At 58.0% G+C, this 24629-nt stretch carries 19 protein-coding genes; 6 read left to right on the forward strand and 13 right to left on the reverse strand.

Annotation, left to right across the window (positions count from 1 at the left end; genetic code table 11):
• Positions 1 to 9: 9 nt before the first annotated feature.
• Together WW58_RS01615 and WW58_RS01620 are read right to left on the reverse strand one after the other, a co-directional pair.
• The gene (locus tag WW58_RS01615) at positions 10 to 1167 is read right to left on the reverse strand and encodes an efflux RND transporter periplasmic adaptor subunit (protein ID WP_180971363.1); all 1158 of its coding nucleotides are present in this window, start codon (positions 1165 to 1167) and stop codon (positions 10 to 12) included.
• 101 nt (positions 1168 to 1268) lie between these two features.
• Complete coding sequence (locus tag WW58_RS01620) at positions 1269 to 4025, reverse strand: calcium-translocating P-type ATPase, PMCA-type (protein WP_046434808.1); 2757 nt, start codon at positions 4023 to 4025, stop codon at positions 1269 to 1271.
• Positions 4026 to 4191: 166 nt separating this feature from the next.
• Here WW58_RS01620 and WW58_RS01625 point away from each other — a divergent pair, with 166 nt between their 5' ends.
• Positions 4192 to 4845: a hypothetical protein gene (locus tag WW58_RS01625; RefSeq protein WP_046434810.1), complete on the forward strand. Its 654-nt coding sequence runs from the start codon at positions 4192 to 4194 to the stop codon at positions 4843 to 4845.
• Between the two features lie 110 nt (positions 4846 to 4955).
• On the opposite strand, the gene WW58_RS01630 is transcribed toward WW58_RS01625, so the two are convergent.
• On the reverse strand, positions 4956 to 7493 hold the full coding sequence (locus WW58_RS01630) for a hypothetical protein (protein WP_102735389.1): 2538 nt from the start codon (positions 7491 to 7493) through the stop codon (positions 4956 to 4958).
• Between the two features lie 337 nt (positions 7494 to 7830).
• On the opposite strand from WW58_RS01630, the gene WW58_RS01635 reads away from it, so the two are divergent.
• Together WW58_RS01635 and WW58_RS01640 are read left to right on the forward strand one after the other, a co-directional pair.
• Positions 7831 to 8697, forward strand: a complete 867-nt coding sequence (locus tag WW58_RS01635; protein WP_215841818.1) for a PEP-CTERM sorting domain-containing protein — start codon at positions 7831 to 7833, stop codon at positions 8695 to 8697.
• Between the two features lie 162 nt (positions 8698 to 8859).
• Complete coding sequence (locus WW58_RS01640; RefSeq protein WP_254888286.1) at positions 8860 to 10590, forward strand: thiamine pyrophosphate-binding protein; 1731 nt, start codon at positions 8860 to 8862, stop codon at positions 10588 to 10590.
• A gap of 54 nt (positions 10591 to 10644) precedes the next feature.
• Here the strand turns inward: WW58_RS01640 and gatB are convergent, their stop codons facing one another.
• Together gatB and WW58_RS01650 are read right to left on the reverse strand one after the other, a co-directional pair.
• Positions 10645 to 12111, reverse strand: a complete 1467-nt coding sequence (gatB, locus tag WW58_RS01645; protein ID WP_046434814.1) for an Asp-tRNA(Asn)/Glu-tRNA(Gln) amidotransferase subunit GatB — start codon at positions 12109 to 12111, stop codon at positions 10645 to 10647.
• Positions 12112 to 12475: 364 nt separating this feature from the next.
• A complete protein-coding gene (locus tag WW58_RS01650) occupies positions 12476 to 13207 on the reverse strand; it encodes a uracil-DNA glycosylase family protein (RefSeq protein WP_046434816.1) in 732 nt (243 codons plus the stop codon).
• A gap of 110 nt (positions 13208 to 13317) precedes the next feature.
• Here WW58_RS01650 and WW58_RS01655 point away from each other — a divergent pair, with 110 nt between their 5' ends.
• The 3 genes from WW58_RS01655 (at position 13318) to rfbA (ending at position 16337) form a co-directional block, all read left to right on the forward strand.
• Positions 13318 to 14280 (forward strand): 6-phosphofructokinase, encoded by a 963-nt coding sequence (locus tag WW58_RS01655; protein WP_046434818.1) that lies wholly within the window; start codon positions 13318 to 13320, stop codon positions 14278 to 14280.
• 131 nt (positions 14281 to 14411) lie between these two features.
• The gene (gene rfbB / locus WW58_RS01660; RefSeq protein WP_046434819.1) at positions 14412 to 15464 is read left to right on the forward strand and encodes a dTDP-glucose 4,6-dehydratase; all 1053 of its coding nucleotides are present in this window, start codon (positions 14412 to 14414) and stop codon (positions 15462 to 15464) included.
• Positions 15465 to 15473: 9 nt separating this feature from the next.
• Positions 15474 to 16337 carry a glucose-1-phosphate thymidylyltransferase RfbA gene (gene rfbA / locus WW58_RS01665; RefSeq protein ID WP_046434821.1) on the forward strand — a complete coding sequence of 288 codons (864 nt, stop codon included), beginning with the start codon at positions 15474 to 15476 and terminating at the stop codon, positions 16335 to 16337.
• A gap of 238 nt (positions 16338 to 16575) precedes the next feature.
• On the opposite strand, the gene WW58_RS01675 is transcribed toward rfbA, so the two are convergent.
• From WW58_RS01675 to mce, 8 genes are all read right to left on the reverse strand, one after another.
• On the reverse strand, positions 16576 to 17277 hold the full coding sequence (locus WW58_RS01675; protein WP_143246753.1) for a hypothetical protein: 702 nt from the start codon (positions 17275 to 17277) through the stop codon (positions 16576 to 16578).
• A 118-nt stretch (positions 17278 to 17395) separates the two neighbouring features.
• Positions 17396 to 18892 carry an acetyl-CoA hydrolase/transferase family protein gene (locus WW58_RS01680; RefSeq protein ID WP_046434827.1) on the reverse strand — a complete coding sequence of 499 codons (1497 nt, stop codon included), beginning with the start codon at positions 18890 to 18892 and terminating at the stop codon, positions 17396 to 17398.
• Positions 18893 to 18953: 61 nt separating this feature from the next.
• Positions 18954 to 19733, reverse strand: coding sequence for a biotin--[acetyl-CoA-carboxylase] ligase (locus WW58_RS12735; RefSeq protein ID WP_022197381.1), 780 nt, complete (start codon positions 19731 to 19733; stop codon positions 18954 to 18956).
• A 37-nt stretch (positions 19734 to 19770) separates the two neighbouring features.
• Complete coding sequence (locus WW58_RS12740) at positions 19771 to 21435, reverse strand: sodium ion-translocating decarboxylase subunit beta (protein ID WP_102738223.1); 1665 nt, start codon at positions 21433 to 21435, stop codon at positions 19771 to 19773.
• Positions 21436 to 21513: 78 nt separating this feature from the next.
• Entirely contained in the window at positions 21514 to 21921 is a 408-nt protein-coding gene (locus WW58_RS01695; protein WP_046434828.1) for an acetyl-CoA carboxylase biotin carboxyl carrier protein subunit, read from the reverse strand.
• A gap of 73 nt (positions 21922 to 21994) precedes the next feature.
• A complete protein-coding gene (locus WW58_RS01700; RefSeq protein ID WP_022197873.1) occupies positions 21995 to 22441 on the reverse strand; it encodes an OadG family transporter subunit in 447 nt (148 codons plus the stop codon).
• Positions 22442 to 22462: 21 nt separating this feature from the next.
• Positions 22463 to 24028 carry an acyl-CoA carboxylase subunit beta gene (locus WW58_RS01705; protein ID WP_022197872.1) on the reverse strand — a complete coding sequence of 522 codons (1566 nt, stop codon included), beginning with the start codon at positions 24026 to 24028 and terminating at the stop codon, positions 22463 to 22465.
• Positions 24029 to 24059: 31 nt separating this feature from the next.
• On the reverse strand, positions 24060 to 24482 hold the full coding sequence (mce, locus tag WW58_RS01710; RefSeq protein ID WP_022197871.1) for a methylmalonyl-CoA epimerase: 423 nt from the start codon (positions 24480 to 24482) through the stop codon (positions 24060 to 24062).
• Positions 24483 to 24629 lie beyond the last annotated feature (147 nt).

A 24629-nucleotide genomic window follows, 5' to 3' on the forward strand; every position in this document is an offset into this window, starting at 1 on the left:
GGGAGGAGCTTATTGGTTGCTGGCGGGTACCGCTTTCAGGCGGGCGGTCGGATTTCTGGAGGCTGCTTCCGCCTGGAGAAGACCGTCCACGACCACTTTGCTTTGGGGGGTGAGGGAATCCGGTTTCAGGGGAGTAACCTGCTGCCGGTCTCCAAGTTGCGTTCCGGCTTGTACGGGGATGATGGAAGGGTGGTTGCCCTCATCCAGAACAATCACGAAAAAGCGCCCCTGTGTCGAAAGAAGGGATTTTGCCGGAACGGTCAGCGCGTTTTTGACGGTGGCCAGCCGGGCCGTGGCGATGATGAACATGCCGGGGCGCAGCAGATAGTCCGCATTGGGAAGGTTGGCCTGTACGCGGATGGTGCCTGTCTGGGGATTGAACGCCCGGTCAATGGCAACTACCGTGGCTTGTTCCGGGTATTTGGTGCCGTCTTTCAGCGTAATGTCCAGCTTGCTGCCCGTCTGGACGCCTTCATTCCCGTTTTTCCCCGCCTGCTGAATCCATTCCTGCTGGGTGACGGCGAAATTGACGCGTATGGGATTGACGGAGGAGACGACGGCAAGGGGGCCGCTTTCCGGGCTGACCAGGTCGCCGATGTTTGTCCTGGAAATGCCGGCTATTCCGTCAAAAGGCGCGTACAGCACCGTATAGGAAAGATTTTTTTCAGCCAGGGCCAGGGCCGCCGCAGCCTGCTGCACCTGCGCTTCCGCGGCCAGGGCGGAGAGGCGCGTATCCTCGTATTTCTGTTTGGAAATGGCGTTCTCCGCGGCCAGGGGCCTGTAAATTTCCGCGTCGTAATTCAACTGCTGTAGCTGGGCCTGCGCCTGGGCCAGGGTGGCTTTGGCCTTGGATACCTGGTCCCTGAACGTGGAATCGTCAATGCGGAAGAGAACTTCCCCTTTCTTCACAATAGCGCCATTGGCGTAATTCTGCGTTTGAAGGTAGCCCGTAATCTGGGGGACGATGGAGGCGTTGTCCACGCCGTCCAGGTGGCCCACCCAGCTGCCCGTCACCGGAATATCCATGGTGACGGGATGTTCGTAAATAATTGTGGGCGTTTCATGCGGCACCTGTTCCGTCTTTTTACACCCGGCAAAAAAGAGGGAAAGCAGGCAGAGGAAAACGGCGGGGCCGGAGATAGAGCCCGTCAGGCGTGTCAAGTCCATGCTGGGAGTGACACGCCCGCGGGCTTCTTTGTTGAAAGAAGGTTTTCCGGGCGGCGTCGCTGTCCGCGTCATGCGCGGGGGGAGGGATTCTCCCGGACGGTTCAGGAGCGGGCGCCGGATTTATCCGGAGTGAATGCCCGCGCCAGTTCCCCGAACCACAAGACAAGGGAGGTGCCTGCGAAGATGAGGCCCCAGTCCGTCCAGCTCAGGGGCACCACGTTGAACATCTTGCCGCCGAAGGTGACGATGAGGTACTGCCCGGCCAGGATAAGCAGGGCTACCAGGCCGAAGCCGCCAATGCTGGCGCCCATGCGTGCAAAGGCGCTCTGGTGCGTGTTGAATGCCTTGGCGTTGAACATGTTCCAGAATTGGAGCAGGACGAAAATGGTGAAAAACAGGGACAGTTCATAACCAGTCAGTTCATGTTCCGGGGTGGAGAAGTCCAGGTAGCTGCGGAAGTAGCCGCTGAGGCTGAACTGCGTGAGACTGGTAATGTCCGCATGCTTGAAATATTGCAGCAGGCCGAACAGGAAAGCGACGAACAGGATGCCCACGCCCAGGATGTTCCGGCCCATGGGGCGGGTGATGATGTGGTCCGTGGTCTTGCGCGGCGGGTCCTGCATCACGCGTTCGTCCGACGGCAGGGAGGCCAGCGCCAGCGCGGCGAAGGTATCCATGATGAGGTTCACCCAGAGCATCTGCGTGACGGTGAGGGGGGATTCCGTGCCCAGGAATGCGCCGATGAGCACAATGAGGCAGGCCGCCACGTTAATGGTCATCTGGAAGACGATGAAGCGCTGGATATTCCTGTACAGGGAACGCCCCCACATGACGGCGCGGGAAATGCTCATGAAGGAATTGTCCAGGATGGTGATGGCGCTGGCTTCCTTGGCTACGGTGGTGCCGTCTCCCATGGAAAGCCCCACCTGCGCGGCGTTCAGGGCGGGGGCGTCGTTGGTGCCGTCCCCGGTGACGGCCACTACCTGGTCCTTCTTCTGGAGCAGTTTGACCAGCCGTTCCTTATCCATGGGCCTGGCGCGGCACATGATTTTCAGGTCCATCACGCGGTCCAGCAGTTCCGCGTCCGGAGTCTGCTCAAACTCCACACCCGTCATCAGACGGTCCGGCGTGTCCTCCTCCGTCCACAGACCGATCTGGCGCCCTATTTCCCGTGCGGTGCCGGGGGTATCCCCTGTGACGATCTTGATGCGGATGCCCGCGTCCATGCAGTCCTTCACGGCTTGGGGCACATCGTCCCGGACGGGGTCGGAAATGGCGGCGATGCCCAGATAAACCAGATCCTTGCGGATGATGCGGCCGTCCTCGAATACCGGGGCGTCATCCTCCAGAACGCGGTACGCGAAGCCCAGCGTGCGCATGGCCTGGTTCTGGTAGGCCAGGAGCTGTTCCTCAATGGCGGGGCGCATGTCTGCGGCGGGAACCTGGCCTTCCGGAGTCAGGACAGTGGAGCAAAGGCCCAGCACGATTTCCGGCGCGCCTTTCACGTAAAGGACTTTTTTGCCCAGCAGGGGGGATTCCGCCACGGTGGCCATGTACTTGCGTTCCGTGGAGAAAGTAAGCTGTTCCAGCACGCGGGCGTTTTCCCGCAGGTCCAGGTAATTCACGCCCAGCCCGTGCAGCCACAGGAGGAGCGCTCCTTCCGTGGGGTTGCCCAGGGCCCTGATATGTTCCGGGTCCGCGTAATCCAGAAAGGCGGTGGAGTTGACGGCGATTCCCTCCCGGATCAGGTTCCCCAGCTCGTTTTCCGCCGGGGCGGCGTCCCCCAACCCGTAAAAATCCGCCTTGTACACGTTCATCTGGTTGCGCGTCAGGGTGCCCGTCTTGTCTGTGCAGATGACGGTGGCGGCCCCCATGGTTTCGCAGGCGTGCATCTTGCGCACCAGGTTGTTGTTGGCGAGCATGCTCTTCATGCTCAGCGCCAGGCTCAGGGTGACGCTCATGGGCAGCCCCTCCGGCACCGTGACGACGATGACGGTTACGGCGATCATGACGGTATTCAGAATGTAGGTTCCCGCGCTCAGCCATTCCACGGGGCCCGGCAGATGGGAAAAATACAGGGTAAGCCGCCCGATGACGATGAAGGCGGCGATGGCGTAGCTGGCCCAGGTGATGAGGTCGCCCAGCCTGGAAAGCTGGCGGTTGAGGGGCGTCTGCACCTTGTTGTCTATCTGGGAACCTTCATAAACCTTGCCGTATTCCGTCCTGTCCCCCACGGAAGTCACTTCCATGACGCCGTGGCCGTCCGCCACGGTGGTTCCTTTCAGAACGTGGTTGGAGGGGTAGGTGGCATCCTTCTTGAATTCCTCTTCATCCGTGGTTTTGCCGATGAGGGGTTCCCCCGTCAGCGTGGATTCATTGACCTGGAGGGAAACGGCTTCCAGCAGGACGCCGTCCGCCGGTACCTCCTCCCCTGTGTTCAGGATGACGATATCGCCCACCACCACGTCCCGGCGGGGCAATTCGCAGATATTGCCGCCGCGGATGACCTGGACCATGGTGTCGTCATTGACCTGGTTCAGGATTTCAAACTTCTTGTTGGCGCTTACCTCGAAGGCGAACCCCACGCAGGTGGCCAGCAGGATGGCCGCCAGGATGCCCGCGGGCTCCAGGAAGACGCTGGCCGGTTCCGTTCCGGTGAAAAACTGGTAGAAAGCCACGCCTACGGACAGGAGCAGGGCCACCAGCAGAATTTTGATGATGGGGTCTGAAAATTTCTCCAGAAATTGCTTCCACAGGGGTTCCTTTTCCGGGGGAGTCAGGATATTGATCCCGTATCTGGTCCGGTTTTCCAGAACCTGCTGTTCCGAAAGCCCCTGATGATGTGCTGCGCTTTTCATGGTTCAGATGCTTCTTACCTGATTGGAGCCTGTGAGAAAAGCGCGGAGGAATATTTTCAGGAGTGATGACGGGAGTTTTTTATCGGGGCGCAGCCTGAGGCCCGTGCCTTGAAAGGCGGCATTGTTGTCTTGACTTTGACTATGTTCCGGAGATTCTGGAGTACCTATGTGGAATGATCTTTCTCATGGATTTTCCGTGCTGGCGGATGCCCTGGCCTTCCTTTCCCGTTCCTGGGGGTTCTGGGTTTGCGCGGGCAGTGTGGCGGGGCTGGCCGCCGTTTATGCGTGGTGGAGAAAGCGGCTGGCCCTGTGGGCGTTTGTCCTGGCGTTCCTTTCCCTGCTGGCCGTGGTGGGGCTGGCGTGCCGCCAGGCGGTGTGTCAACAAACTTTCCTGTGGATTCATGAGCCGGATGTGCAGGCCCTTTCCGGAAAGTATGAGGTGGAATCCTCCCCCAGGGAAAGGCGGTTTTTCCGCCCTCCGGAGTTGAAGCGTTTTTTTCAGGTCAGTTCTTCCACGCTCCTCCTGAATGAAGACGGGACGTGCGAGATTTCTTCCTTTCCCCGTCCGGAGGCATGGGGCAGGTGGATTGCCCGTCCGGAAGAGAGGGAGGACCTTTCCGTGCTGGAGGAAGATCTCGTTTCTTCCTGCCGCGGAACCTGGTCCCTGGTGAAAAAAGGAGGATATTACGGTGTCTCCATCGCCTATTCCCCCGGCAGGAGCCTGATGTTGTACCTGGGCGGGGAAGGTGCGGAATGCCTGGTGATGCCGGTCAACCCTGCCGATCCGCTGGAAGCGGTGACGTTTGAAAAAACATTCTGACCCGGATTCTGTCCGCACGGGAACAAGGAAGGGAGGCGGGAATCCCGCCTCCCCCAATATGTTTTTTCCAACGCCGTTCCGGCTTTGACCGGGCGTGTGGGCCGGCTGATTTATTTGACCTTTCCCCCTTCGTACACCAGCACCTCAAAGGGCTTCAACGTGAAGGAGATTTCCTTATCAATGTCTACGGAACTGCCGGAGAAGCCGTCCAGCGTCCGCTGGTCGTCATAGGAATCCTTGAAGGTGATGGAGCCCTTGACGTTCGCAGGGATATCCAGAATGCTGCGCAGGGTTCCGGTCAGGCTCTTTTCCTGGTCGGAGGAATTGCGGAGAGCCAGGGTGGCCTTGTTTTTATTCCATGCGGCCCACCCGTACACGGCCCCTTCGTTAGTTTCCTTGTTCCACGGATTGCCGCCCACCCAGTGCACGTCGTCCAAAACGTCCGCATTGCGGCGTATCCACTTGATCCCCTTGGCCAGTTCGTCCCACAGAACTCCGCCGTTGGCGCTCATCAGGTCCCGATCCACGTAGAGCTCCTGGAGGGAAGTGCCGCAAGCCGTGGCGCAGCGGAGTTCTTTCTTGACGTTTTCCGGATCGCGGGGCATGCAGGCCGGAGGACCGAATTTAGTGACCATCAGGCCGTGAGTCATCATGGAATTGATGGGCATCAGCGGGGAACCCTGCACAAAAACTTCATGCACCAGGCGGTCGCGGTAGGTGATCCATTTGTCGCGGTTGTCGCCCGCTCCGATGGTGCCGAAGTCATTCTCCTGCCTCCATACGGAATCCGCATAACGGAACCAGAAGGGGGATGCCCAGGTTCCTACAGTGCAGTTGATGTAAAGATCCCCCTTTTTCTTGCGCAGGGCGTTCAGCACGCGGATGATGCCTTCCGCATCCTCTTCGTTGCCGGGCCCCTTGGCATGGAAGTGGGTGCTGATGCCGTCGAATTTGAAGTACTTCATATTGTAGTCCTTCACCATCTGGGAACAGCGGCCCACAAAGGCATCAAAATATTCCTTGTTGGAGAGCTGGAAATTGCCGATCTTGTTGTCCGGATGCTTCACGTTCCAGTAAGCGAGACGCTTGCCCTTGGAGGCTCCGTAGCCCCCCACCGGACCCAGCCACGTGCCGATGCCGGCCTTTTGCCTGCCGGCGGCGGCGTCAATGCGCTTGAAGCCCTGCGGGAACATTTTGTGGAAATCCCACAGGCTGTTGAATTCATCCCAGCCGTCGTCCCAGACGAAGGCGTCAATGGACATGCCGCGCTTCTGGAAAAACTGTTCCTGCCAGTCTTTCAGGACGGCCAGGCATTGTTCTTCCGTCATGCGCTTGGCGGGGTCCGAATCATTGTTGCGGTTGATGTTCAGTTCATACCAGGAATTATAATGGATGAAGGGGCGGTAGGGCATCACGCGTTCCCGTTCCATATAGGCCAGGAAGGAGCGGCGTTTCTGGCCGGGGGCAAAAATTCCGAGAACGGAGGATACGTCCCATATTTCTCCGGGCTGCAAGGTGGTTTTACGGCTCCAGAGTCCCTGGGCCAGCCGGGATTCGTCCGCCTGGGGAGCCTGCTTTTCCTCCAGCGTGTGCACGGGCAGGGAAAAGGTGATTTCCCCCTTGCTGGCAATCGGTTCGCTCTTGGTCTGGGCCCAGTAGCGCAGAATGTAATTTCCCCTGGAAGGAACCTGTACCGTGTAAGTGTTGCCGGCATTGGAATCTCCGGTGCTGCCGTTGTGGAAATCGGAGTCAAGAACGGCCCCCTTGGAAGAGAGGAGCTGCACGCCGGCAAGGTTCAGCTTATTGTTGCCCTTGTCCCCTCCCTTATACTGGAAAGTGATGGTACATGCTCCTTTGCCGTCAATGGAAACCGGGCCTTCCGCACTGGAAACCTGTTCTCCGTACTGCTTTTTCAGTTCCTGGGGAACATTGAAATTTCCGGTCCATGAGGCTGTGGACCACTTGTCTGCGCTCCAGATGGCGGTTTCTCCTCCTTCCATATTTCCGGCGCCTCCCACGGTATTGATGCCCATGGGAGTTTCCAGGGCGGTGAACGCCAGGTCATTGACGATGAGTGCGCCTCTGGCGTTTCCGGAAACGGAGGGTGCCCCGGCTTTCCCTTCTGCCAGGTCATATTGCATCGCTACGATGTTTTTCATCTGGACGGGCTTCATACTTGCCAGGCGGAGTTCCTGCCTCAGGTAATGGGAATGGTCCCTGAGCACGGCGCGCCAGGAAATGCGAAGGGTTCCGTTCAGAGCCTGGAATGTTGCGCTGACGGCTTTTCCCGGGAAGCGGTCAGCCAGCCTGAATGCCTTGGGGTTGGGCTGAAGGGAGACGAATTTGACGTTTCCCGCTTTCAGCTCGGAGGATTTAAGGCTCCGTCCGTCCTGAAGATTGATGATGAATAATTCATCCCCTGCCTTGGCGACGGGGCCCAGTTTGGAAGTCATTCCTCCGAAGGAAAGACTTCCGTTCCGAAGGATAAATTTGGCCGTCAGGATGTTATTGGAAAGAGTATAGCCGGAAGCGGATTGTTCCGCGCTGGCTGTTCCGGGTGCAGGCCCCGGAAAGGCGACTTCTGCGGGGGATGTGGGCAGGCAGCCCAGCAGGGTTGTCATGGCAATGGTTGTCTTGAAAAATTTCATGGTGAAATAATATTACAGCTAGCGGGAGGATAATTTGGGGAAGGCTCTTTTTCAAGAAGAAGGTTCTGGAAATGGAAGGAAAGAAAATTAATTTTTATTGAATATGAAAACATTATGTTGATTTTTTTTGATGGCTGAGGGAAAACAACCGGATTCCCAATCCGAGGTCAATCTAACATTTCAATTATGAAACTATTATTACAATTTTTTCTATTTTGCGAAAAGGGATTGCTGTTCCTATACAGCAACTTCAGAACCTCCACAAAAAATCTATTCTGCGTTTTATTTTTTATATTCATAAGTGATAGAAGGTAATTATATTACATTTTTTAGCGGATTGAAAAAGCTTGTTCTCATCTTTCCTGTGGGGGAGAAAAAGAGCGGATTGGGAATCCGATATACAGAGGGCGGGGAATATCTCTCTGATTGCTACTCAGTCCATCATTCACAGAAAATGAAAAAAACATTAGCATTAATGGCCATTGCGGCGTGTTGTTCCGTTCCGGCGTTGGCGTCTTCCGGCTCTTTAGAACCATCGGCCGGAACGTCTTACGCTGCCGGTACGGCGACGACAACTGAAGGTATTACATTGGGAAAAGACATGACGTTTGGGAGTCTCTCACAGAGTCCCCTTCCTGGCGGTTTCATTCCTTACGGCGGTAATTTTTATGCTTCCAATTACACGATCTCCCTCTGGCTGAATACTTCTTCCTTAACGGAAGGAACCCAGACCACGCTGTTTGGGTATTATGGCACCAGTGCGGGCCAAAGTTACGGGGCAAATGCCTTGTATCTGACGGCAGATGCCAAGCTTGGCATGGGAGATGGAAATTTGAATACTTCTACCGGCTCTTTTTCCCAAAACCGTGGAGACGTTTCTGAAACTTCCGTTGTTTTGGAGGGAGGTTTTCTTAACGTGACTCTAGCCGTTACTGGCGCAAACCAAAGCCAGTCTGTGGAGGTCTATGTGAATGGTTCCTTGCTTGACACGTTGTCCTACAACGGCAACATGAACGGAAATCGCACTGATATCCAAGGATGGATTAATCCCAATCTTACATGGGGTGAAATTCAGTGGACGGATACAAAACTTTCCGCGGAACAGATTGCCGGTTTTGCCGGCCTTCAGGTTCCGGAACCGGCCTCGGCTTCTCTGGGAATCCTGGGCCTGGCCGTTCTGATGATGCGCCGCCGCCGTTCCTGACGGTTTTCCACCAGAGAACTGGTAATTCATAGGCCGCTGCCTGAAAAGGCGGCGGCCTTATGATATCAGGGGAAATCCTCAGGCATTTTTCCGGTGCGGAAAAGATGGAGGGGATGACACATAAGAATGAATCCGTTGGAGATTGGCTGGTGTCTAATCTGCATGTACAGGGTAGCCGATCAGATTGTTGAAATTTTGGAGAAGGCGGGAGTTAAGCGGATTTACGGCATTGTGGGGGATAGCCTGAACCCCGTTACGGACGCTTTGAGGAGGAGGAAGACCATTGAATGGATTCATGTGCGGCATGAGGAAGTGGCGGCTTTTGCCGCGAGCGCGGAAGCCCAGCTGAGCGGGAATCTGGCTGTATGCTGCGGCAGCAGCGGCCCCGGAAACCTCCATTTGATCAACGGCCTGTTTGACGCCCACCGGAACCATGCCCCGGTGCTGGCCATTGCCTCCCATATTCCACAGAGCCAGGTAGGCATGGAATATTTTCAGGCCACGCATCCGGAACAGCTTTTCAAGGAATGCAGCGCATATGCGGAACTGGTTTCGGAAGCTTCCCAGGCCCCGTGCATTTTGATGTCCGCCATTCAGCACGCGTGGGCCAGGCGCGACGTAGGCGTCGTCGTCTTGCCCGGAGACATTGCGGACGCCCCCGCGGAGATGAAGAATCTGGTGCATCCTCCTTCCTACACGCGGGAGAATGTTGTTCCTGAACATGAATCCGTATCCCTTCTGGCACGGATGCTTGACGACCACCGCCGCATTACTTTCTTTTGCGGCGCCGGCTGCGCAGGAGCGGAAGACAAGGTCGTCCGGCTCGCGAACCGCCTGAAAGCTCCGATTGCCTACACATGGAGGGGAAAGGATTATTTTGAACATGACAATCCCCTGGGCATCGGCATGACGGGGCTGCTGGGATGGGGAGATGCCTACAAGGCCATGCATGAAAGCGACATGCTCGTGTTGTGGGGGACGGATTTTCCCTATTTCAATTTCATTCCCACCAAACCTGAAATCGTGCAGATTGACAGGCGCGGTGAAGTGCTGGGCCGCCGCTGCCGCCTGGACCTGGGTATTTGCGGGGATGTTTCCGTCACGGCGGAGGCGTTGCTGAACATGGTGCAGGAAAAGACGGATTCCGGGCATTTGGACGCCGCCCTGAAACGCCACGCCAGGGACGTGAAAGAGATGAACGCCTATATGGAAGGAAATGACAAGGAATCTCCCATCCGGCCGGAACAGCTCACGACCGCCCTGAACAGGCATGCGGCATCCGACGCCGTATTTACGGTAGATACCGGCACCCCCTGTATCTGGAGCGCAAGGTTCCTGTGCGCTACGCTTGGCAGGAGGACGCTGGCTTCCTTCAATCATGGCTCCATGGCCAATGCAATGCCAATGGCTATTGGGGCGCAGATGGAATACCCCGGACGGCAGGTAATTGCCCTGTGCGGAGATGGCGGCCTGTCCATGCTGCTGGGGGATCTCATCACGATTGTCCAGTACAGGCTGCCGGTGAAAATCGTGGTGTATAACAATGACTGTCTGGATTTCATCCAATTGGAAATGCAGGCGGCCGGGCTGATTCCGTGGCAGATCAACCTGAACAATCCCTCTTTTGCCGCCGTGGCGGATGCCGTTGGCATCAAGGGGTTTTTATTGGACAAATCCAGTCAGGTGGACCAGATGGTGAACATGTTCCTGAATTATCCGGGCGCCGCTCTGCTGGACGCGCATGTGGACAGGGACGCCCTTGCCCTGCCTCCCTATATCAGTATGGGCCAGGCGGCGGACTTTTCCCTTGCCATGATGAAGCAGACGCTGGCCGGGGAAGTGAAGCAGGTATGGAACACCCTGGCCGGAAACAGGAAGCTGTTCAAACCGTGATGCCCTGCGGGCAAGGAGAGGACACCGGGAAGGGAAACGGCTCTTTGTTTATGGTTACTCCATGGAAAGGGCTTTTTTCAGCGCTTCCGTCACGATTTTCGGGTTGGCTTTGCCTTTGGCGGCCTTCATGACCTGGCCGGTAAGCCAGTTCAGGAGTTTTTCATTGCCCCCCTGTATTTCCGCCACCTTGTCCGGATTGGCGGAAATGACTTCCCGCACGATGCCGTCCAGAAAAGAGGAATCCGCCTTTTCAAAGCCCAGCAGCTTGGCGGCCTGCGCTGCGGCGAGGGCCGGCTCATCCCACATTTTGGCGAATACGTCCTTGGCCTGGTTGTTGGAAACGGTGCCGTCGTCAATAATGGCGATCAGCTCCCGGATGGCGCCGGGTTTCACCGGGCATTCAGACGGGCGCATGCCTTTTTCATTCAGCACGGCGGAAATGTTGTTAATCACCCAGTTGGCGATTTTTTTGCCGCTGGCGGTTCCCCGCGCCGCTTCTTCAAAAAAGTGTGCCAGTTCCAGGTCTCCCACCAGCACGTTGGCGTCGTATTCGCTCAGGCCGTATTCTTCCATGAAGCGTTTCTGCCGTTCCTGAGGCAGTTCGGGAATCTGACCGCGCACTTTCTCCACCAGCGGGGCCGTGCGTACGGGAACCAGATCCGGACAGGGGAAGTAACGGTAATCGTGCGCGTCTTCCTTGGTTCGCATGACGACGCTTTCTCCGCGTTCGTCATCCCAGCGGCGGGTGGACTGGATTTGAGGAATGCCCATGTCCAGTTCTTCCGCCTGGCGCCGGATTTCATAATGAAGGGCTCTGCGGACGGCGGACATGGAGTTGATGTTCTTCATTTCCACCTTGGCACCCAATTCCTCCTGCCCGTGGGGACGCAGGGAAATATTCACATCGCACCGCATCTGGCCCTTTTCCATGTCCGCGTCGGAGATATCCCCGTAATTCAGAATCTGCTGGAGGGACTTGAGGTAGGCGTAGGCTTCTTCCGGGGTGTCGATGTCCGGCTCGGAAACGATTTCCATCAGGGCGGATCCCGCACGGTTGTAGTCGATCAGGGAATAATTGGCATGATGGGTAATCTTCGCCGCGTCTTCTTCCAGATGGATGCGGGTCAGCTTCACGGTGCGGAAAGGAGGGACGCCGGCTTTGATCACGTCATTCGGATAGGACCAGGGGTACAGGGGCACTTCCCCTCCCAGGCACAGCGGAAGATCCAGCTGGGAGGTCTGGTAATTTTTAGCCATGTCCGGATAGAAATAATTCTTGCGGTCCCATTGGGAAATCTCCGGGCTGGAACATCCCAGCATCAGGCCGGTCAGCAGCGTGCGTTCAATGGCGAACTCATTCAGGACGGGCAGGGCGCCCGGCAGCCCCAGGCAGGTGGGGCACACGCGCGTATTGGGTTCAAAGCCAAAGCCGGTCTCGCAGGAGCAGAACATTTTGCTCTTTGTCTTGATCTGGCAGTGGACTTCCAGGCCAATGGTCACGATGTAATCTGAAATTGCCATAAATTCGGAACGCTTGAAGATCGCGGAAACTGTACGGAACCCTTTTCTCTCTGTCCAGTAAAAAGGCCTGCGGGGGAGAGCGGAGGGTTTTCAGACTAAGAATGATGATTGATTTGGAGGGGGGATTTTGTGGCGGAGGTGGGGAGGCGTTTAAGTTCTTCTCCGTCCCGGTAGATGCCGGCGTGCATTTCTTCCGTCAGGAAGGCCGTGTCCCTGGGCGAATCAAGCCAGTGAAGGGGGCCGGATATTCCTTCAAAGCGATGTAGCTTTGGAGGGGAACAAGATGAACTGCCGATTTCCGGCCTGTTGCTCTGGTGATTCCTTCCATGTCACGGAGTCCTCCACTCTGCCTCCTCCACTCTTTTTATAAGATGCCCAGTTCCTTAAGCTGCTGGATGGGACGTTCCGGCCAGAGCTTGTTGGCGATGGGGCTGGCGGGGCTTGGGTGGAGCAACGTGCCGATGGTGAAGCTTTTGCCAGGGAGCCGGGAGGCGGCGTCCCGCAGCTTCTGCGTGGCGTAGGCACCCACCCCCACCAGCGTGTGGGGATTCAGGATGGTGATGAGGGAAAGCAGGTGTTCCATACATACTGCGTCCACGGCGGCGCGCTGTTCCGTCGGCAGTTTGTCCGGCGTGATGTTGGCTCCGGTGGCTCCCATCCAGATCAGCGGGCAGTAATTGGCCACGTAATTGTGACGGAAGAAATTTTCCGCAGTGCCGAAAGCTTCCGCGAAAAGTCCCCAGAGGCGGCGGCCGCTGACTTCCGACCTGGGGCAGCCGAACCCCTCCACGGGACGTTTGGGGTGGGTATGTTCCGGCCGCCCGACTTCTCCGCGGATGTGCAGCCAGTTGACGACGGCGTCCACTTCCCCGAAGGGGACGCCTGTCTGAGCCATGCCGAAGGGGCCGGGATTCATGCCCAGGAACAGATGGCTCTTTTCCCCGTTTCCGTAGGTGCGCACATACTGTTCATGCGGCCCCCATGCATAGGTGAGAGGGTTGTAGGTAACATGGACCGGGGCTTCGAACCGGAGCTTCTCCGTGCCGTCCCGGAGGGCGGCCGTGGCTTTCAGAATGGCTGCTGCAGTGTCGTTCATGCCTCCGCATCATGAAGCGTTGCCGTTTATTGCGCCAGTAAAAACTCCGCGCTTGCATTATTTGTTCCGCCCGGTAACATTTCCCCCCGGACAAGTTAACCTTATTACTTATGAGTGGAATAGCCATTATGACGTCTGGCGGCGATGCCGCCGGAATGAACCCGGCGATCAAGGCGGCAGTGGATCATGCCCGCCAGCTTGGGATGAACCCGTACGTTGTTTATGACGGCTTGGAAGGGCTGATTGATGGAAAAATCAAGGAAGCTACCCGGGAGCTGACCAGCGACATGATCTACAGGGGCGGAACTCTCCTCCGTTCCTCACGGTCCAAGCGCTTTTTCGACTACGAATTCCGCAGGCAGGCCTACGAGCATCTGAAGGAACGCAACATCGACAAGCTCATCATCATGGGCGGGGACGGTTCCTTCCGCGCCCTGAACGACTTTTTCAATGATTTTGAAGTGCCTTTTGCCGGTATTCCGGCCACGATTGACAACGACATTGCCGGCACGGACTACTGCCTGGGCGTGGATACGGCCCAGAACGTGATTCTGGATTGCATTGATTCCGTTCGTGATACGGCCCGTTCCCATCACCGCGCTTTCGTGATTGAAACGATGGGCCGGGACTGCGGCTATCTGGCGATGACCACCGCTCTTTGCAGCGCGGCGGATATCTGCATTGTCCCTGAAATTCCGTATGACCTGGAATCCATTTACAAGCGCCTCCAGCCTGTCATCAATGAGGAAGGAAGCTGCATCATTGCCGTGGTGGCGGAAGGCACCCGCGTGGCGCAGTACCTGACCCGCTGGCTGACGGAACGCGCCGGCATGGATACCCGCCTGACCGTGCTGGGCCATGTGCAGCGCGGCGGTTCCCCCACTGCCCGTGACCGCCTGATGGGCACCCGCTTTGCCACCCGCGCCGTGGAAGCTCTGAACAACGGGGACATCAACCAGATCATGGTGTATCATGACGGCCAGTACGGCTATGCCTCCCTGGATTCCGTTGCCGGGCAGCAGTACTCCGTGAACCAGGATATCATCAACCTTTGCCGGGAGCTGAGCTGCTAGCCGTCTCAGCGGTTACGGAACCCGCTTTTTCCCGCCCATGCCGCCACGTTCCCGCGGCATGGGCGGATTTGTTTTGAAAAAAAACGCCGTTGCTGTATGATGGCGCCGCATCTTTCCCTGAAAACAGTGCTATGAAAGTTATCGTTACGGGCGGCGCCGGATTCATCGGCTCCAATCTGGTCAGGCTGCTGCTGGAGCGCGGCCATGAAGTCCTGAATATTGACGCCCTGACCTATGCCGGCAACATCCATTCCCTGGACGGTTTGGCGGATTCCCCGGCATACCGCTTTCTGCACGCCGACGTCCGGGACTCTTCCCTGATGAGCCGCACCCTGCGGGAGTACGGGCCGGACTGGGTAATGCACCTGGCGGCGGAGTCCCATGTGGACCGTTCCATTGACGATCCGGGAAACTTTATGACCACCAACGTCATGGGCACTTTTTCCTTGCTTCAGGCCGCCCTGGAATATTACCGCTCCCTGGAGGGGGAGAAAAAGGAGCGCTTCCGCTTCCATCACATTTCCACGGATGAGGTGTACGGCTCCCTGGGAAAGGAAGGCCTGTTCACGGAATCCACGCCGTATCGCCCCCATTCCCCGTATTCCGCCAGCAAGGCTTCCAGCGACCACCTGGTGCGCGCCTGGCACGATACGTACGGGCTGCCCGTGCTGATCACCAACTGTTCCAACAATTACGGCCCTTACCAGTTCCCGGAAAAGCTGATCCCCGTCGTTATCCTGAAAGCGCTGGGCGGGGCCCCCATCCCTGTATACGGCAAAGGGGAAAACGTGAGGGACTGGCTGTATGTGGGGGATCACTGCGAGGCGCTGCTGACGGTCGTTTCCTGCGGAAAACCCGGAGAGACGTACAACATCGGCGGCAATAACGAGAAGACCAATCTGGAACTGGTGGAGCTGCTGTGTTCCCATCTGGATGAACTGCGGCCCCGGCCGGACGGCCGGAGCTACCGGGAGCAAATCTCCTTTGTGCAGGACAGGCCGGGCCATGACCTGCGCTATGCGATTGACGCTTCCAAAATACGGAGGGAATTGGGGTGGATTCCGCGCCAGGACCATTCTTCCGGATTCAGAAAGACCATTCAGTGGTATCTGGACCATGAGGAATGGTGGCGGGGCATCCTGTCCGGGGAATACCGCCTGGAACGTCTTGGAACCAATGGCTAGGAATTTGATATGAAGGGTATTGTTCTGGCCGGGGGAAGCGGCACGCGGCTGCATCCCGTTACGCTTTCCGTCAGCAAGCAATTGCTGCCCGTTTACGATAAGCCGATGGTTTATTATCCCATCTCCGTGCTGATGCTGGCCGGAATACGGGAAATCCTTGTTATTTCCACGCCCCGGGATCTGCCCCTGTACCGGGATTTGCTGGGGGACGGCAGCAGGTTCGGCGTTTCCTTTGAATACAGGGAACAACCCAGGCCGGAGGGGCTGGCTCAGGCCTTTATTATTGGAGAGGAGTTCATAGGAAAGGATTCCGTAGCCCTGGTGCTGGGGGACAATATTTTTTACGGGCGCGGCCTGACGGAGAAGCTGAAGCGGGCCGCCGAACTGACGAGCGGAGCGACCATTTTCGGTTACCAGGTGCATGACCCGCAGCGTTTCGGGGTAGTGGAATTCAATGAGGAGGGGAAGGCGGTTTCCATTGAGGAAAAACCGCTCAGGCCCAAATCGGATATTGCGGTGACGGGCCTCTATTTTTACGACAACCGGGTGGTGGAGATAGCCAAACGGATTCCCAAGTCTTCCCGCGGCGAGTTGGAAATCACCTCTGTGAATCAGGAATACCTGAAGCAGGGCCTGTTGCGCGTGGAAAAACTGGCGCGCGGCTATACGTGGCTGGATACGGGCACGCACGATACCCTTCTGGAGGCTTCCATGTTCGTTCGTACTCTGGAGCACCACCAGGGGTTCAAGGTAGCCTGCCTGGAGGAGATAGCCTTTAATAACGGCTGGATTTCCCAGGAAATGCTGCGCTCCCAGGCCGGAGCCATGAATAATAACGGTTATGGCCGTTATCTGGATGAATTGGTGAAATAGGGTTGTCTGCCGCCGGCGTGGGAACGGGAGGGGTGTCCCTGCGAACCCGCGGCTTTCCGGGGTGGGGCGGTTTGCTTTCCGGCAATGCTTTCCATACGGATTCCGTTCCACCGGCGGAAATTTCCGGACGGCTTTTTGCGCGAAGCCGTAAAAGCCTTTCATGCCGGGGAATGAGGGTACATGCCGGGGAATGAGGGTACTCTTCCGGCAGGCCGGTAAAAACGGAGGGATAGGAAAGTCAGGGACGGTTGCCCGGCATGGAGGGATCAATCGGTTCCGGCATGGATGCTATGGACATGACCTCTTTAAACAGGCGCTGCGCCAGAAGAACGGAAAGGGCCGCCAGCATGATTTCCAGGCCGCAGGACAGAAGAACGGCCAGCCATGCAACAGGCGCTGCCAGGGAGGGAACTGCGGTGGACAGGAACTGACGCAACAGGACGGCAAGAAAAAACAGGGCGCTCTGCAAACCGCAGCCTGCCGCCGCGATGCCCCAGGCCAGGAATAATCTCCTGCCTGCGGCTTCGTATCCCGCCGTATAAGGGAAGGAAAAGAAAGAAGTGACGGCCGCCAGAAGGAGGACGGCCTCCCAAACCCTGTCCATTTCCGTATATTGCGATGGGACGGGCATGCCCGCAAACGGAATGAGGAGGGCGTACAGGGCGGGCAGGAAGGCCAGCATGCTCAGATTTCTTGTTATTCTGCTTCCGCGGGAGGCCAGCAGGACTCTGGCGCCCCAGAACATGAGGAAGGACAGGGAAAGGATGGAGAGCAATTCCGCCCCTGTTCCCAAAAGCAGGAAGGGTGCGGCTGTCCGGGGAGAGCGGAGGAAAAAAGGCATGAACAGATGGATGAGGACTGCCGCTGCTGCGCCCGCGCCGAAAAGAACGGCGCAGACTTTGATGAAAGCCCTGGCTGCCGGGTAAATCATCCAGTTCATGGTGAAGAGAAGGAGTAGAGGGGATGGGAAAAAGGAAAAGGACCGCTCCCTTTGCGGAAGCGGTCCTGAGGGGTTAACGTGAATTCATGGATGCCAATGCGAATGACGGCATGCGGAATTACTTATACTGGGCCCAGTCGACATTCTTCATGTCTCCGCTTCTGGCCAGTTCGGCGTGCATGCCCAAAGCGGCCCTGATGGATTGCGGTGTCTGGGCTTTGCCGTCGGACAGCTTCAGGTAATCCCGGAGGATGTTTTTGTAATCCGGGTGGACGCAGTTTTCAATAATGGTCTGGGCCCGTTCTTTCGGGCTCTTGCCGCGCAGGTCCGCGACCCCCTGCTCGGTAATAATGATATTGACGTCATGTTCCGTATGGTCATGGTGGGAAACCATGGGGACGATGGCGCTGATCTTGCCGTCCTTGGCAACGGACGGGCAGGTGAAAATGGAGATGTAGGCGTTGCGCGTGAAGTCGCCGGACCCGCCGATGCCGTTCATCATCTTCGTGCCGCCAATGTGCGTGGAGTTGACGTTCCCGTAAATGTCGGCTTCAATGGCGGTGTTGATGGAGATGACGCCGAGACGGCGGATAACTTCCGGGCTGTTGGATATTTCCGAGGGACGGAGCACCAGTTTGTCGCGGAAAAAGTCCATATCCCTGTAAATGCCTTCCAGGCAGTCGTTCGTCACGGTCAGGGAGCAGGCGCTGCCGAATTTCACGCGGCCTTCCCGAATCAGGCCGATGACGGAATTCTGGATGACTTCCGTGTACATCTCGAACGCGGGAATCGTCTTGTCGCGGCCCAGGGCGCCCAGCACCGCGTTTGCGATGTTGCCCACGCCAGACTGGAGAGGCAGGAACGTGGAGGGAATGATGCCCCGTTTCATGTCGGCAGCCAGGAAATCGGCCACGTTCTGCCCGATTTTATCGGTCAGGGGATCCGCTGCGGCGAAGGAACGGGCTTCATCCGGCCAGTTGGTTTCCACAACGCCCACAATCTTTTTCGGGTCAACCTGGATGTACGGCTTGCCGATGCGGTCGCTGGGTTTGAAGATGGAAATTTCGCGGCGGTAGGGAGGATCCAGGGGTTCGTAAACGTCGTGCAGGCCCATGGCGCTCTTGCTGTGGGCGGCGTTTAATTCCACGATAATTTTGTCTGCCAGGCGGCAGATGGTGGGAGCGATCCCGCCCGCGGCCGTCAGGTAAATTTTGCCGTCGGCCGTGACTTCACAGGCTTCAATAATGGCGATGTCCACGTTGCCCATGAACCCGTAGCGCACTTCCTGGGCCATCTGGGACAAATGGATGTCATTATAGGCGATTTCCCCGTTGTTCACCGCCTTGCGGAAATCAACGTTGGTGGTGTAGGGAGCGCGGTAGCGGATTGCCTTGGCCCGGGAAAGGATCCCGTCGCAGGAATCGCCGGTGGAAGCACCGGTGAAGACGCTCACCTGGAAAGGGTTCCCCTTCTCATGTTCCGCTTCTGCGATTTTTGCCAGCGCAGCCGTAACGGCCTTGGCCGTTCCGGCGGGCGTGAATCCGCTCAGCCCAATATGGTGGCCATGCTTGATCAGGCTTGCTGCTTCTTCTGGTGTCAGTACCTTGTAACTCATGTCAGTGATTTTTGTTGGATGAAAAAAGAAAGAAACCCCGTGTAAAAACGGAGCGGCAGGCTCATTCTTCGAGGAGCCTGTTAATCAGGTGCGCCGGAATGGTGCGGACGGCGCCGGCCGGAAGGGATAGCACAGGATTGCCCTGATCGTCAATCCCTGTAAAAATACCCCGGACGGTTTCGTCATCCGTAAGAATGGAAACCGGCCTTTCTCCGGCCCATGCCCGGGACAGACCCTCCTGAAGGGCAGAGACGCCGCCGTGGGAAAAGACGGAAAGAACCTGGTTCAAATGACTGCCCAGGGAAGCCATGACGGCGTGCAGGGAAGGGCAGTCCCGAACAAGATCCGCCAGCCTTGCCGGAGGGTCCTTGATTTCCCCGGCGATGGAGGCTACATCATTGAAAACATTGATGCCGATGCCGATGACGGCCATGTTTTCCGCCGGGCGTTCCACCAGTATTCCCGCCAGTTTGGATTTGCCCGCCAGCAGGTCGTTTGGCCAGCGCAGGCGCACGGAATCCAGCCCCATGCCGCGGAGCATGTTGAACAGGGCCAGCCCCGCAACCAGGGGCAAATGGCCCCAGTGCACGCCGGCCGCTGTATCCGCAGGAGCGGACAGGGGAACGGTGAAGGATGCCCACAGGCCGCCTTCCTCCCCTATCCATTTGCGGTTGAACCTGCCGCGGCCTCCTGTCTGAACGCGGCAGACGGCAATATGCCCCGGGGGCAGGGAGCGGGCCAGGTCATTGGTGGAAAAAGCCTCGGCCCATTCATGATAAGTCCAGTCGCCGCATGGTCCTTCCTCCTCCGGAGGGGTGGAAAATGAGGCTGCGGAATTCATGGGACGGGCCGAGGCCGGGAGTAATTTTCAATTCTGGTTATTTCGCCAGAGTGGCGATGTAGTAGCCCGCGATGACTGCGGTGCCGATCACGCCTGCAACGTTCGGGCCCATGGCGTGCATGAGCAGATAGTTGGAGGGGTCGTACTTCTGGCCCACATTGTGGGAGACGCGGGCCGCCATCGGGACGGCGGAGACGCCTGCGGACCCGATGAGGGGGTTGACCGGATTCTTGCGCCAGATGAGGTTCATGAGCTTGGCGGCGATGACGCCGCCCGCAGTGGCTACGCCGAAGGCGACAATGCCCAGCAGAATGATTAGCAGCGTTTCCGCCTGCAGGAAGCGGTCTCCCTGCATCGTGAGACCCACGGAGGTTCCCAGGAAGATGGTGACGATGTTGATGATTTCATTCTGGGAGGCCTGAACCAGGCGTTCCGTCACCTTGCATTCGCGCAGGAAGTTGCCGAGCATCAGCATGCCGATGAGCGGGGATGCGTCCGGAATCAGCAGAATGGTGACAATGGTTACCAGCACGGCGAAGAACAGTTTTTCGCTCTTGCTGACCGTCCGCAGGGATTTCATGCGGATGAGGCGCTCCTTCTTGGTCGTCAGCAACGCCATGATGGGCGGCTGTATCAGCGGAACCAGGGACATGTACGTGTATGCGGCCACGGCCACGGCGCCCAGCAGGTGCGGAGCCAGCTTCATCGTCAGGAAGATGGAAGTGGGGCCGTCAGCTCCGCCGATGATGCCGATGGAGGCGGCTTCATTCGGGTTGAAGCCCATGAACAGGGCCATGAAGAACGTGGCGGCTACGCCCACCTGGGCCGCCGCGCCCAGAAGCAGGGTGCGCGGTGCGGCGAGCAGCGGGCCGAAGTCCGTCAGGGCTCCTACGCCCAGGAAGATGATGGGCGGGAAAATTTCAGCCTTGATGCCCAGCCCGATCCAGTCATACAGGCCCCCGTGGATGGAGGTGACCAGCAGTTCCTGGGTATGTTGGCCTACGGCCACGTATTTGCCTGCGGCGGAAACCACCAGGGGTTCCAGCTTCTGCGTTTTCAGGTCCACGGGAACACGGTTGCCGCTGGTGTCAAAGTAATTGACGCCCTGCTGGCGGACGACGGTGGTTCCTTCTCCGTTCGTGAGTAGGAAGACCGGCTCATTGCCGTTGTCCTCCGTCACGTTCTGGAAGTCCTTCAGGTTGGGATCCACCGTCAGACTGTCGTCTCCCAGGCGGGCGGCGTCAGCTTTGGCTTTTTCCTGGGATTCCCGCACGGACTTGATTTTGGAAACGGTCAGCTGGCTGCCGGGATAAACCTGCATGGGCTGCTGCATGGTTTCCAGATACTGGGCGCGGGCTTCCGGCGTGGTCAGATTGGCCGGCACCTTGGCGGGCGTCTGCTGCAGAGGAGCCACATGAACGCGCAGGTAGCCCACGTTGTTCAGGGACGTGGAGGTTACTTCCCCCTGTTCATTGGAGGAGATGACCTGCTGGTTCAGCTGGGTGATGAGCATTCCGTTGTCCGGAATGTTGGCGATGAGGGCGCCGAAAGCAATGGGAACCATCAGGAGCGGTTCGTATTGCTTGGCTACACCCAGATACAGGAGGAGAATGGCAATGCCCCACATCCCTACCATCTGCCATGATAGGGAGAAGACGCCCATCCCCTGTAAAAAGGTGATTAATGAATCAAAAAGACTCATACGGAATGTTATTGTAGCGGTTTATTATTTGAGCCGGAGCCCGGGACTGTTGGCGTTTCCGGGCTGCCGCCGCCGGGATTAACCAATTTTGGCCAGTGCCTGTCCTTCCTGAACCGTGTCGCCCGGGTTCACGCAGAAAGCGGTGAGCGTGCCGGAGGCGGGAGCGTAGATGATGGTGTTCATCTTCATGGCTTCCAGCGTCAGAATCTGGTCACCGGCCTTCACGGGTGCGCCTGCTGCCACGTCCAGGGAGACGACCTTCCCGGCAAGCGGGCTGGGAACGTCTCCTGCGCCGGCGGCGGCCGGAGCGGGCGCAGGTGCGGGAGCCGGAGCCGGAGCCGGGGTGGCCACGGGTGCGGATGCGGCAGGAGCGGGAGCGGCCACAGGTGCGGGGGCCGGGGCTGCGGTAGTGGAGGATACCTGGTCCAGGAGTTCTACGGATACGTCAAATACCTTGCCGTCTACGGTGATGCGAAGTTTCTTCATGATAATGTATGGTATGGAGTATTAAGTTAAATGGTTCCCGCCGGGGCGGGGTAAGGGTGAATAATGCTGTAGTTCAACGGGAAGGCCGAATGCGGTGGGAGGCGAAGATTTCCGCCCTGCCTGCGGCCGCATAGCCGGAGCCCGGGGATTGCTTGATTTCCACAATGCGGTGGCTCATGCCGTCCAGGCCCGCGTCCACGGCGGCGGAGATGACGGCCACCATTTCCGGCGTGAGCTCCGTCATGGCGGAGTCCACCGCTGCGGAGAGGATGGCGAGCATTTCCGGAGTCATGCCCGGTTTGCCCGCCGCAGCGGGGGCGGCGGCAGGCGCGGCCACGGGAGCGGCGGTTTTGGCTTTGGCCCTGTTCTGAATGGCGGCGGCGATGGAGCCGCTGATGGTCAGAATGACGGCCAGGCCACCCAGGCACATCATGACCACCATAATGCCGACAATCTGATAGTTCAGATTGTTCATGACGTTGGCGATGCCCTGTGCAAAGGCGAGTGTTGTGAGTAACATATGAATCCGTTGAGATGGATGTTAGAGCGGAATGTTGCCGTGTTTCTTGGCCGGGCGCACTTCCTTCTTGTTCAGCAGGGTGCGCAGGGCGAAGGCGATTTTGGCGCGGGTTTCTTCCGGATTGATGACTTCCGTGATCTGTCCCATGCCGGCCGCCACATACGGGTTGTAGAAGGCTTCCCGGTATTCTTCAAGGAGTTCTCCCTGTCGCTTGGCTTTTTCCGCCGGGTCTTCCACAGCCTTCAATTCACGGCCGTAGAGCACCGGAACGGCGCCTTCCGCGCCCATGACGGCGATTTCCGCGCCGGGCCAGGCGAAGACGGCGTCAGCGCCCAGGTCCTTGCAGCACATGGCGATGTAGGCGCCGCCGTAGGCTTTCCGCATGATCAGGGTGACTTTGGGCACCGTGGCCTGGGAATAGGCGAAGATGAGTTTGGCGCCGTGGCGGATAATGCCACCCCGTTCCTGGTTCTTGCCGGGTAGGAAGCCGGGCACGTCCACCAGGTTCACCAACGGAATATTGAACGCGTTGCAGAAGCGGATGAAGCGCGCGGCCTTGTCGGAGGAGTCGATATCCAGGCAGCCGGCTTTCACGTTGGGCTGGTTGGCGATGATGCCGACTACTACGCCGCAGATGCGGCCGAAGCCGACGACGACGTTTTTGGCGAAGTCCTTATGCACTTCCAGGAAGTCCCCGTTGTCCACCAGGCGGCTGATGATGGGCTGGACGTCCAGCGGCGTGCGGTTGTCGCCGGGAATCAGGTCGCTCATACCTTCGTCTGCGCTCAGGTCAAGCGGGGTGTCCAGTTTGTGAGGCGGTTCTTCCGTGTTGTTGGAAGGAAGGAAGGAAAGCAGCCTCTTCAGGATGTCCATGGCGTGCGCGTCGCTGTCCGCTACGAAATGGACGTTGCCGGATACGGTGGCGTGAATGGCGGCGGAGCCGATGTCATCCATCGTGCATTTTTCATACGTGACCTGTTCAATCACCTTGGGGCCGGTGATGTACATGCCGGCGTTGCCGGAATTGCGCATGATGATGAAGTCCGTCAGGGCGGGGGAGTAGGCCGCGCCGCCCGCGCAGGGACCCAGAATCATGGAGATTTGCGGAACCACGCCGGAGGCAAGCACATTGTTGTAGAACACCTGGGCATAGCCGGAAAGGGCCGCCACGCCTTCCTGGAGGCGCGCGCCGCCGGAGTCGTTCACGGTCACCATCGGGATGCCGGCTTTCAGGGCGTACTTCTGGGCATCCGCAATTTTCATGGCGTGCATGTAGCCGAGGGACCCGCCCTGGGCCAGGAAGTCGGAGGCCGCGCAGGCCACCGGACGGCCGTCCACCAGGCCGAAGCCGGAAACGACGCCGTCGCCGGGGATTTCCTTCTTGCCCATGCCGAAGTTGTGGCAGTTGTGGCGCACATGCATGCCGATTTCCGAGAAGGTGCCTTCCTCAAAGAGGTACCCCATGCGGTCGCGGGCTGTCATTTCGCCCTTTTCATGTCTCTTGTCGATCTTTTCCTGACCGCCGCTGAGGATTACCTTCTTGCGGCGGCTGTTCAGATCGTCAATCAATTTGGGATCAATAGCCATTGGTATAGTGGTATGGTGAATAGGGAGAATGTTACTTGCCGCATTCGCAGCCGCCGGGGTGCTGGCAGAATTCGGTCAGGACGCCGAAGGTGCACTTGGGATGCAGGAAGGTGACCTGCGTGTTGTGAGCGCCGGGGACGGGCGGGTCGTTCAGCACGGTAAGGCCTGCTTCCTTGGCCTGGGAGATATTTCCGGCGATGTCATTGGTCTTGAAAGCGATGTGGTGGATGCCTTCCCCTTTTTTCTCAATAGCCTTGGCGATAGCGCTTTCCGGAGAGGTGGGTTCGAGCAGTTCGATGTGGACTCCGGCAACGTCAAACATGGCGACGCGGACCTTTTGAGTGGGAACTTCCTCAATGTGGGGCTCTCCGAGCCCGAGCGCATCGCGGTAATAGGGGACGGTGGCGTCAAGGCTCTTGACGGCGATGCCGATATGGTCAATTTGCTGAATCATATGCGTGTGATGGTTATAGGGAATGCAGGGGGGAGGCCTGCAATACATCAAGAGTTATTAAAGCGTATTTTTTTAGGATGTGAAGCGAAAAGCGGAAAAATGGCGAATTCGTGGCCGCCCCTTTCACCTGCTTGATTGCCCCGGAAG

Origin of the sequence: Akkermansia sp. UNK.MGS-1 (genome assembly GCF_000980515.1) — a bacterium.
GTDB lineage: Bacteria > Verrucomicrobiota > Verrucomicrobiia > Verrucomicrobiales > Akkermansiaceae > Akkermansia > Akkermansia muciniphila.

Coding starts and splice junctions, on each gene's coding strand:
- WW58_RS01615 (WP_180971363.1), bottom strand. CDS start 1,167: ATGGACTTGACACGCCTGACGGGCTCTATCTCCGGCCCCGCCGTTTTC.
- WW58_RS01620 (WP_046434808.1), bottom strand. CDS start 4,025: ATGAAAAGCGCAGCACATCATCAGGGGCTTTCGGAACAGCAGGTTCTG.
- WW58_RS01625 (WP_046434810.1), top strand. CDS start 4,192: ATGTGGAATGATCTTTCTCATGGATTTTCCGTGCTGGCGGATGCCCTG.
- WW58_RS01630 (WP_102735389.1), bottom strand. CDS start 7,493: ATGAAATTTTTCAAGACAACCATTGCCATGACAACCCTGCTGGGCTGC.
- WW58_RS01640 (WP_254888286.1), top strand. CDS start 8,860: ATGTACAGGGTAGCCGATCAGATTGTTGAAATTTTGGAGAAGGCGGGA.
- gatB (WP_046434814.1), bottom strand. CDS start 12,111: ATGGCAATTTCAGATTACATCGTGACCATTGGCCTGGAAGTCCACTGC.
- WW58_RS01650 (WP_046434816.1), bottom strand. CDS start 13,207: ATGAACGACACTGCAGCAGCCATTCTGAAAGCCACGGCCGCCCTCCGG.
- WW58_RS01655 (WP_046434818.1), top strand. CDS start 13,318: ATGAGTGGAATAGCCATTATGACGTCTGGCGGCGATGCCGCCGGAATG.
- rfbB (WP_046434819.1), top strand. CDS start 14,412: ATGAAAGTTATCGTTACGGGCGGCGCCGGATTCATCGGCTCCAATCTG.
- rfbA (WP_046434821.1), top strand. CDS start 15,474: ATGAAGGGTATTGTTCTGGCCGGGGGAAGCGGCACGCGGCTGCATCCC.
- WW58_RS01675 (WP_143246753.1), bottom strand. CDS start 17,277: ATGAACTGGATGATTTACCCGGCAGCCAGGGCTTTCATCAAAGTCTGC.
- WW58_RS01680 (WP_046434827.1), bottom strand. CDS start 18,892: ATGAGTTACAAGGTACTGACACCAGAAGAAGCAGCAAGCCTGATCAAG.
- WW58_RS12735 (WP_022197381.1), bottom strand. CDS start 19,733: ATGAATTCCGCAGCCTCATTTTCCACCCCTCCGGAGGAGGAAGGACCA.
- WW58_RS12740 (WP_102738223.1), bottom strand. CDS start 21,435: ATGAGTCTTTTTGATTCATTAATCACCTTTTTACAGGGGATGGGCGTC.
- WW58_RS01695 (WP_046434828.1), bottom strand. CDS start 21,921: ATGAAGAAACTTCGCATCACCGTAGACGGCAAGGTATTTGACGTATCC.
- WW58_RS01700 (WP_022197873.1), bottom strand. CDS start 22,441: ATGTTACTCACAACACTCGCCTTTGCACAGGGCATCGCCAACGTCATG.
- WW58_RS01705 (WP_022197872.1), bottom strand. CDS start 24,028: ATGGCTATTGATCCCAAATTGATTGACGATCTGAACAGCCGCCGCAAG.
- mce (WP_022197871.1), bottom strand. CDS start 24,482: ATGATTCAGCAAATTGACCATATCGGCATCGCCGTCAAGAGCCTTGAC.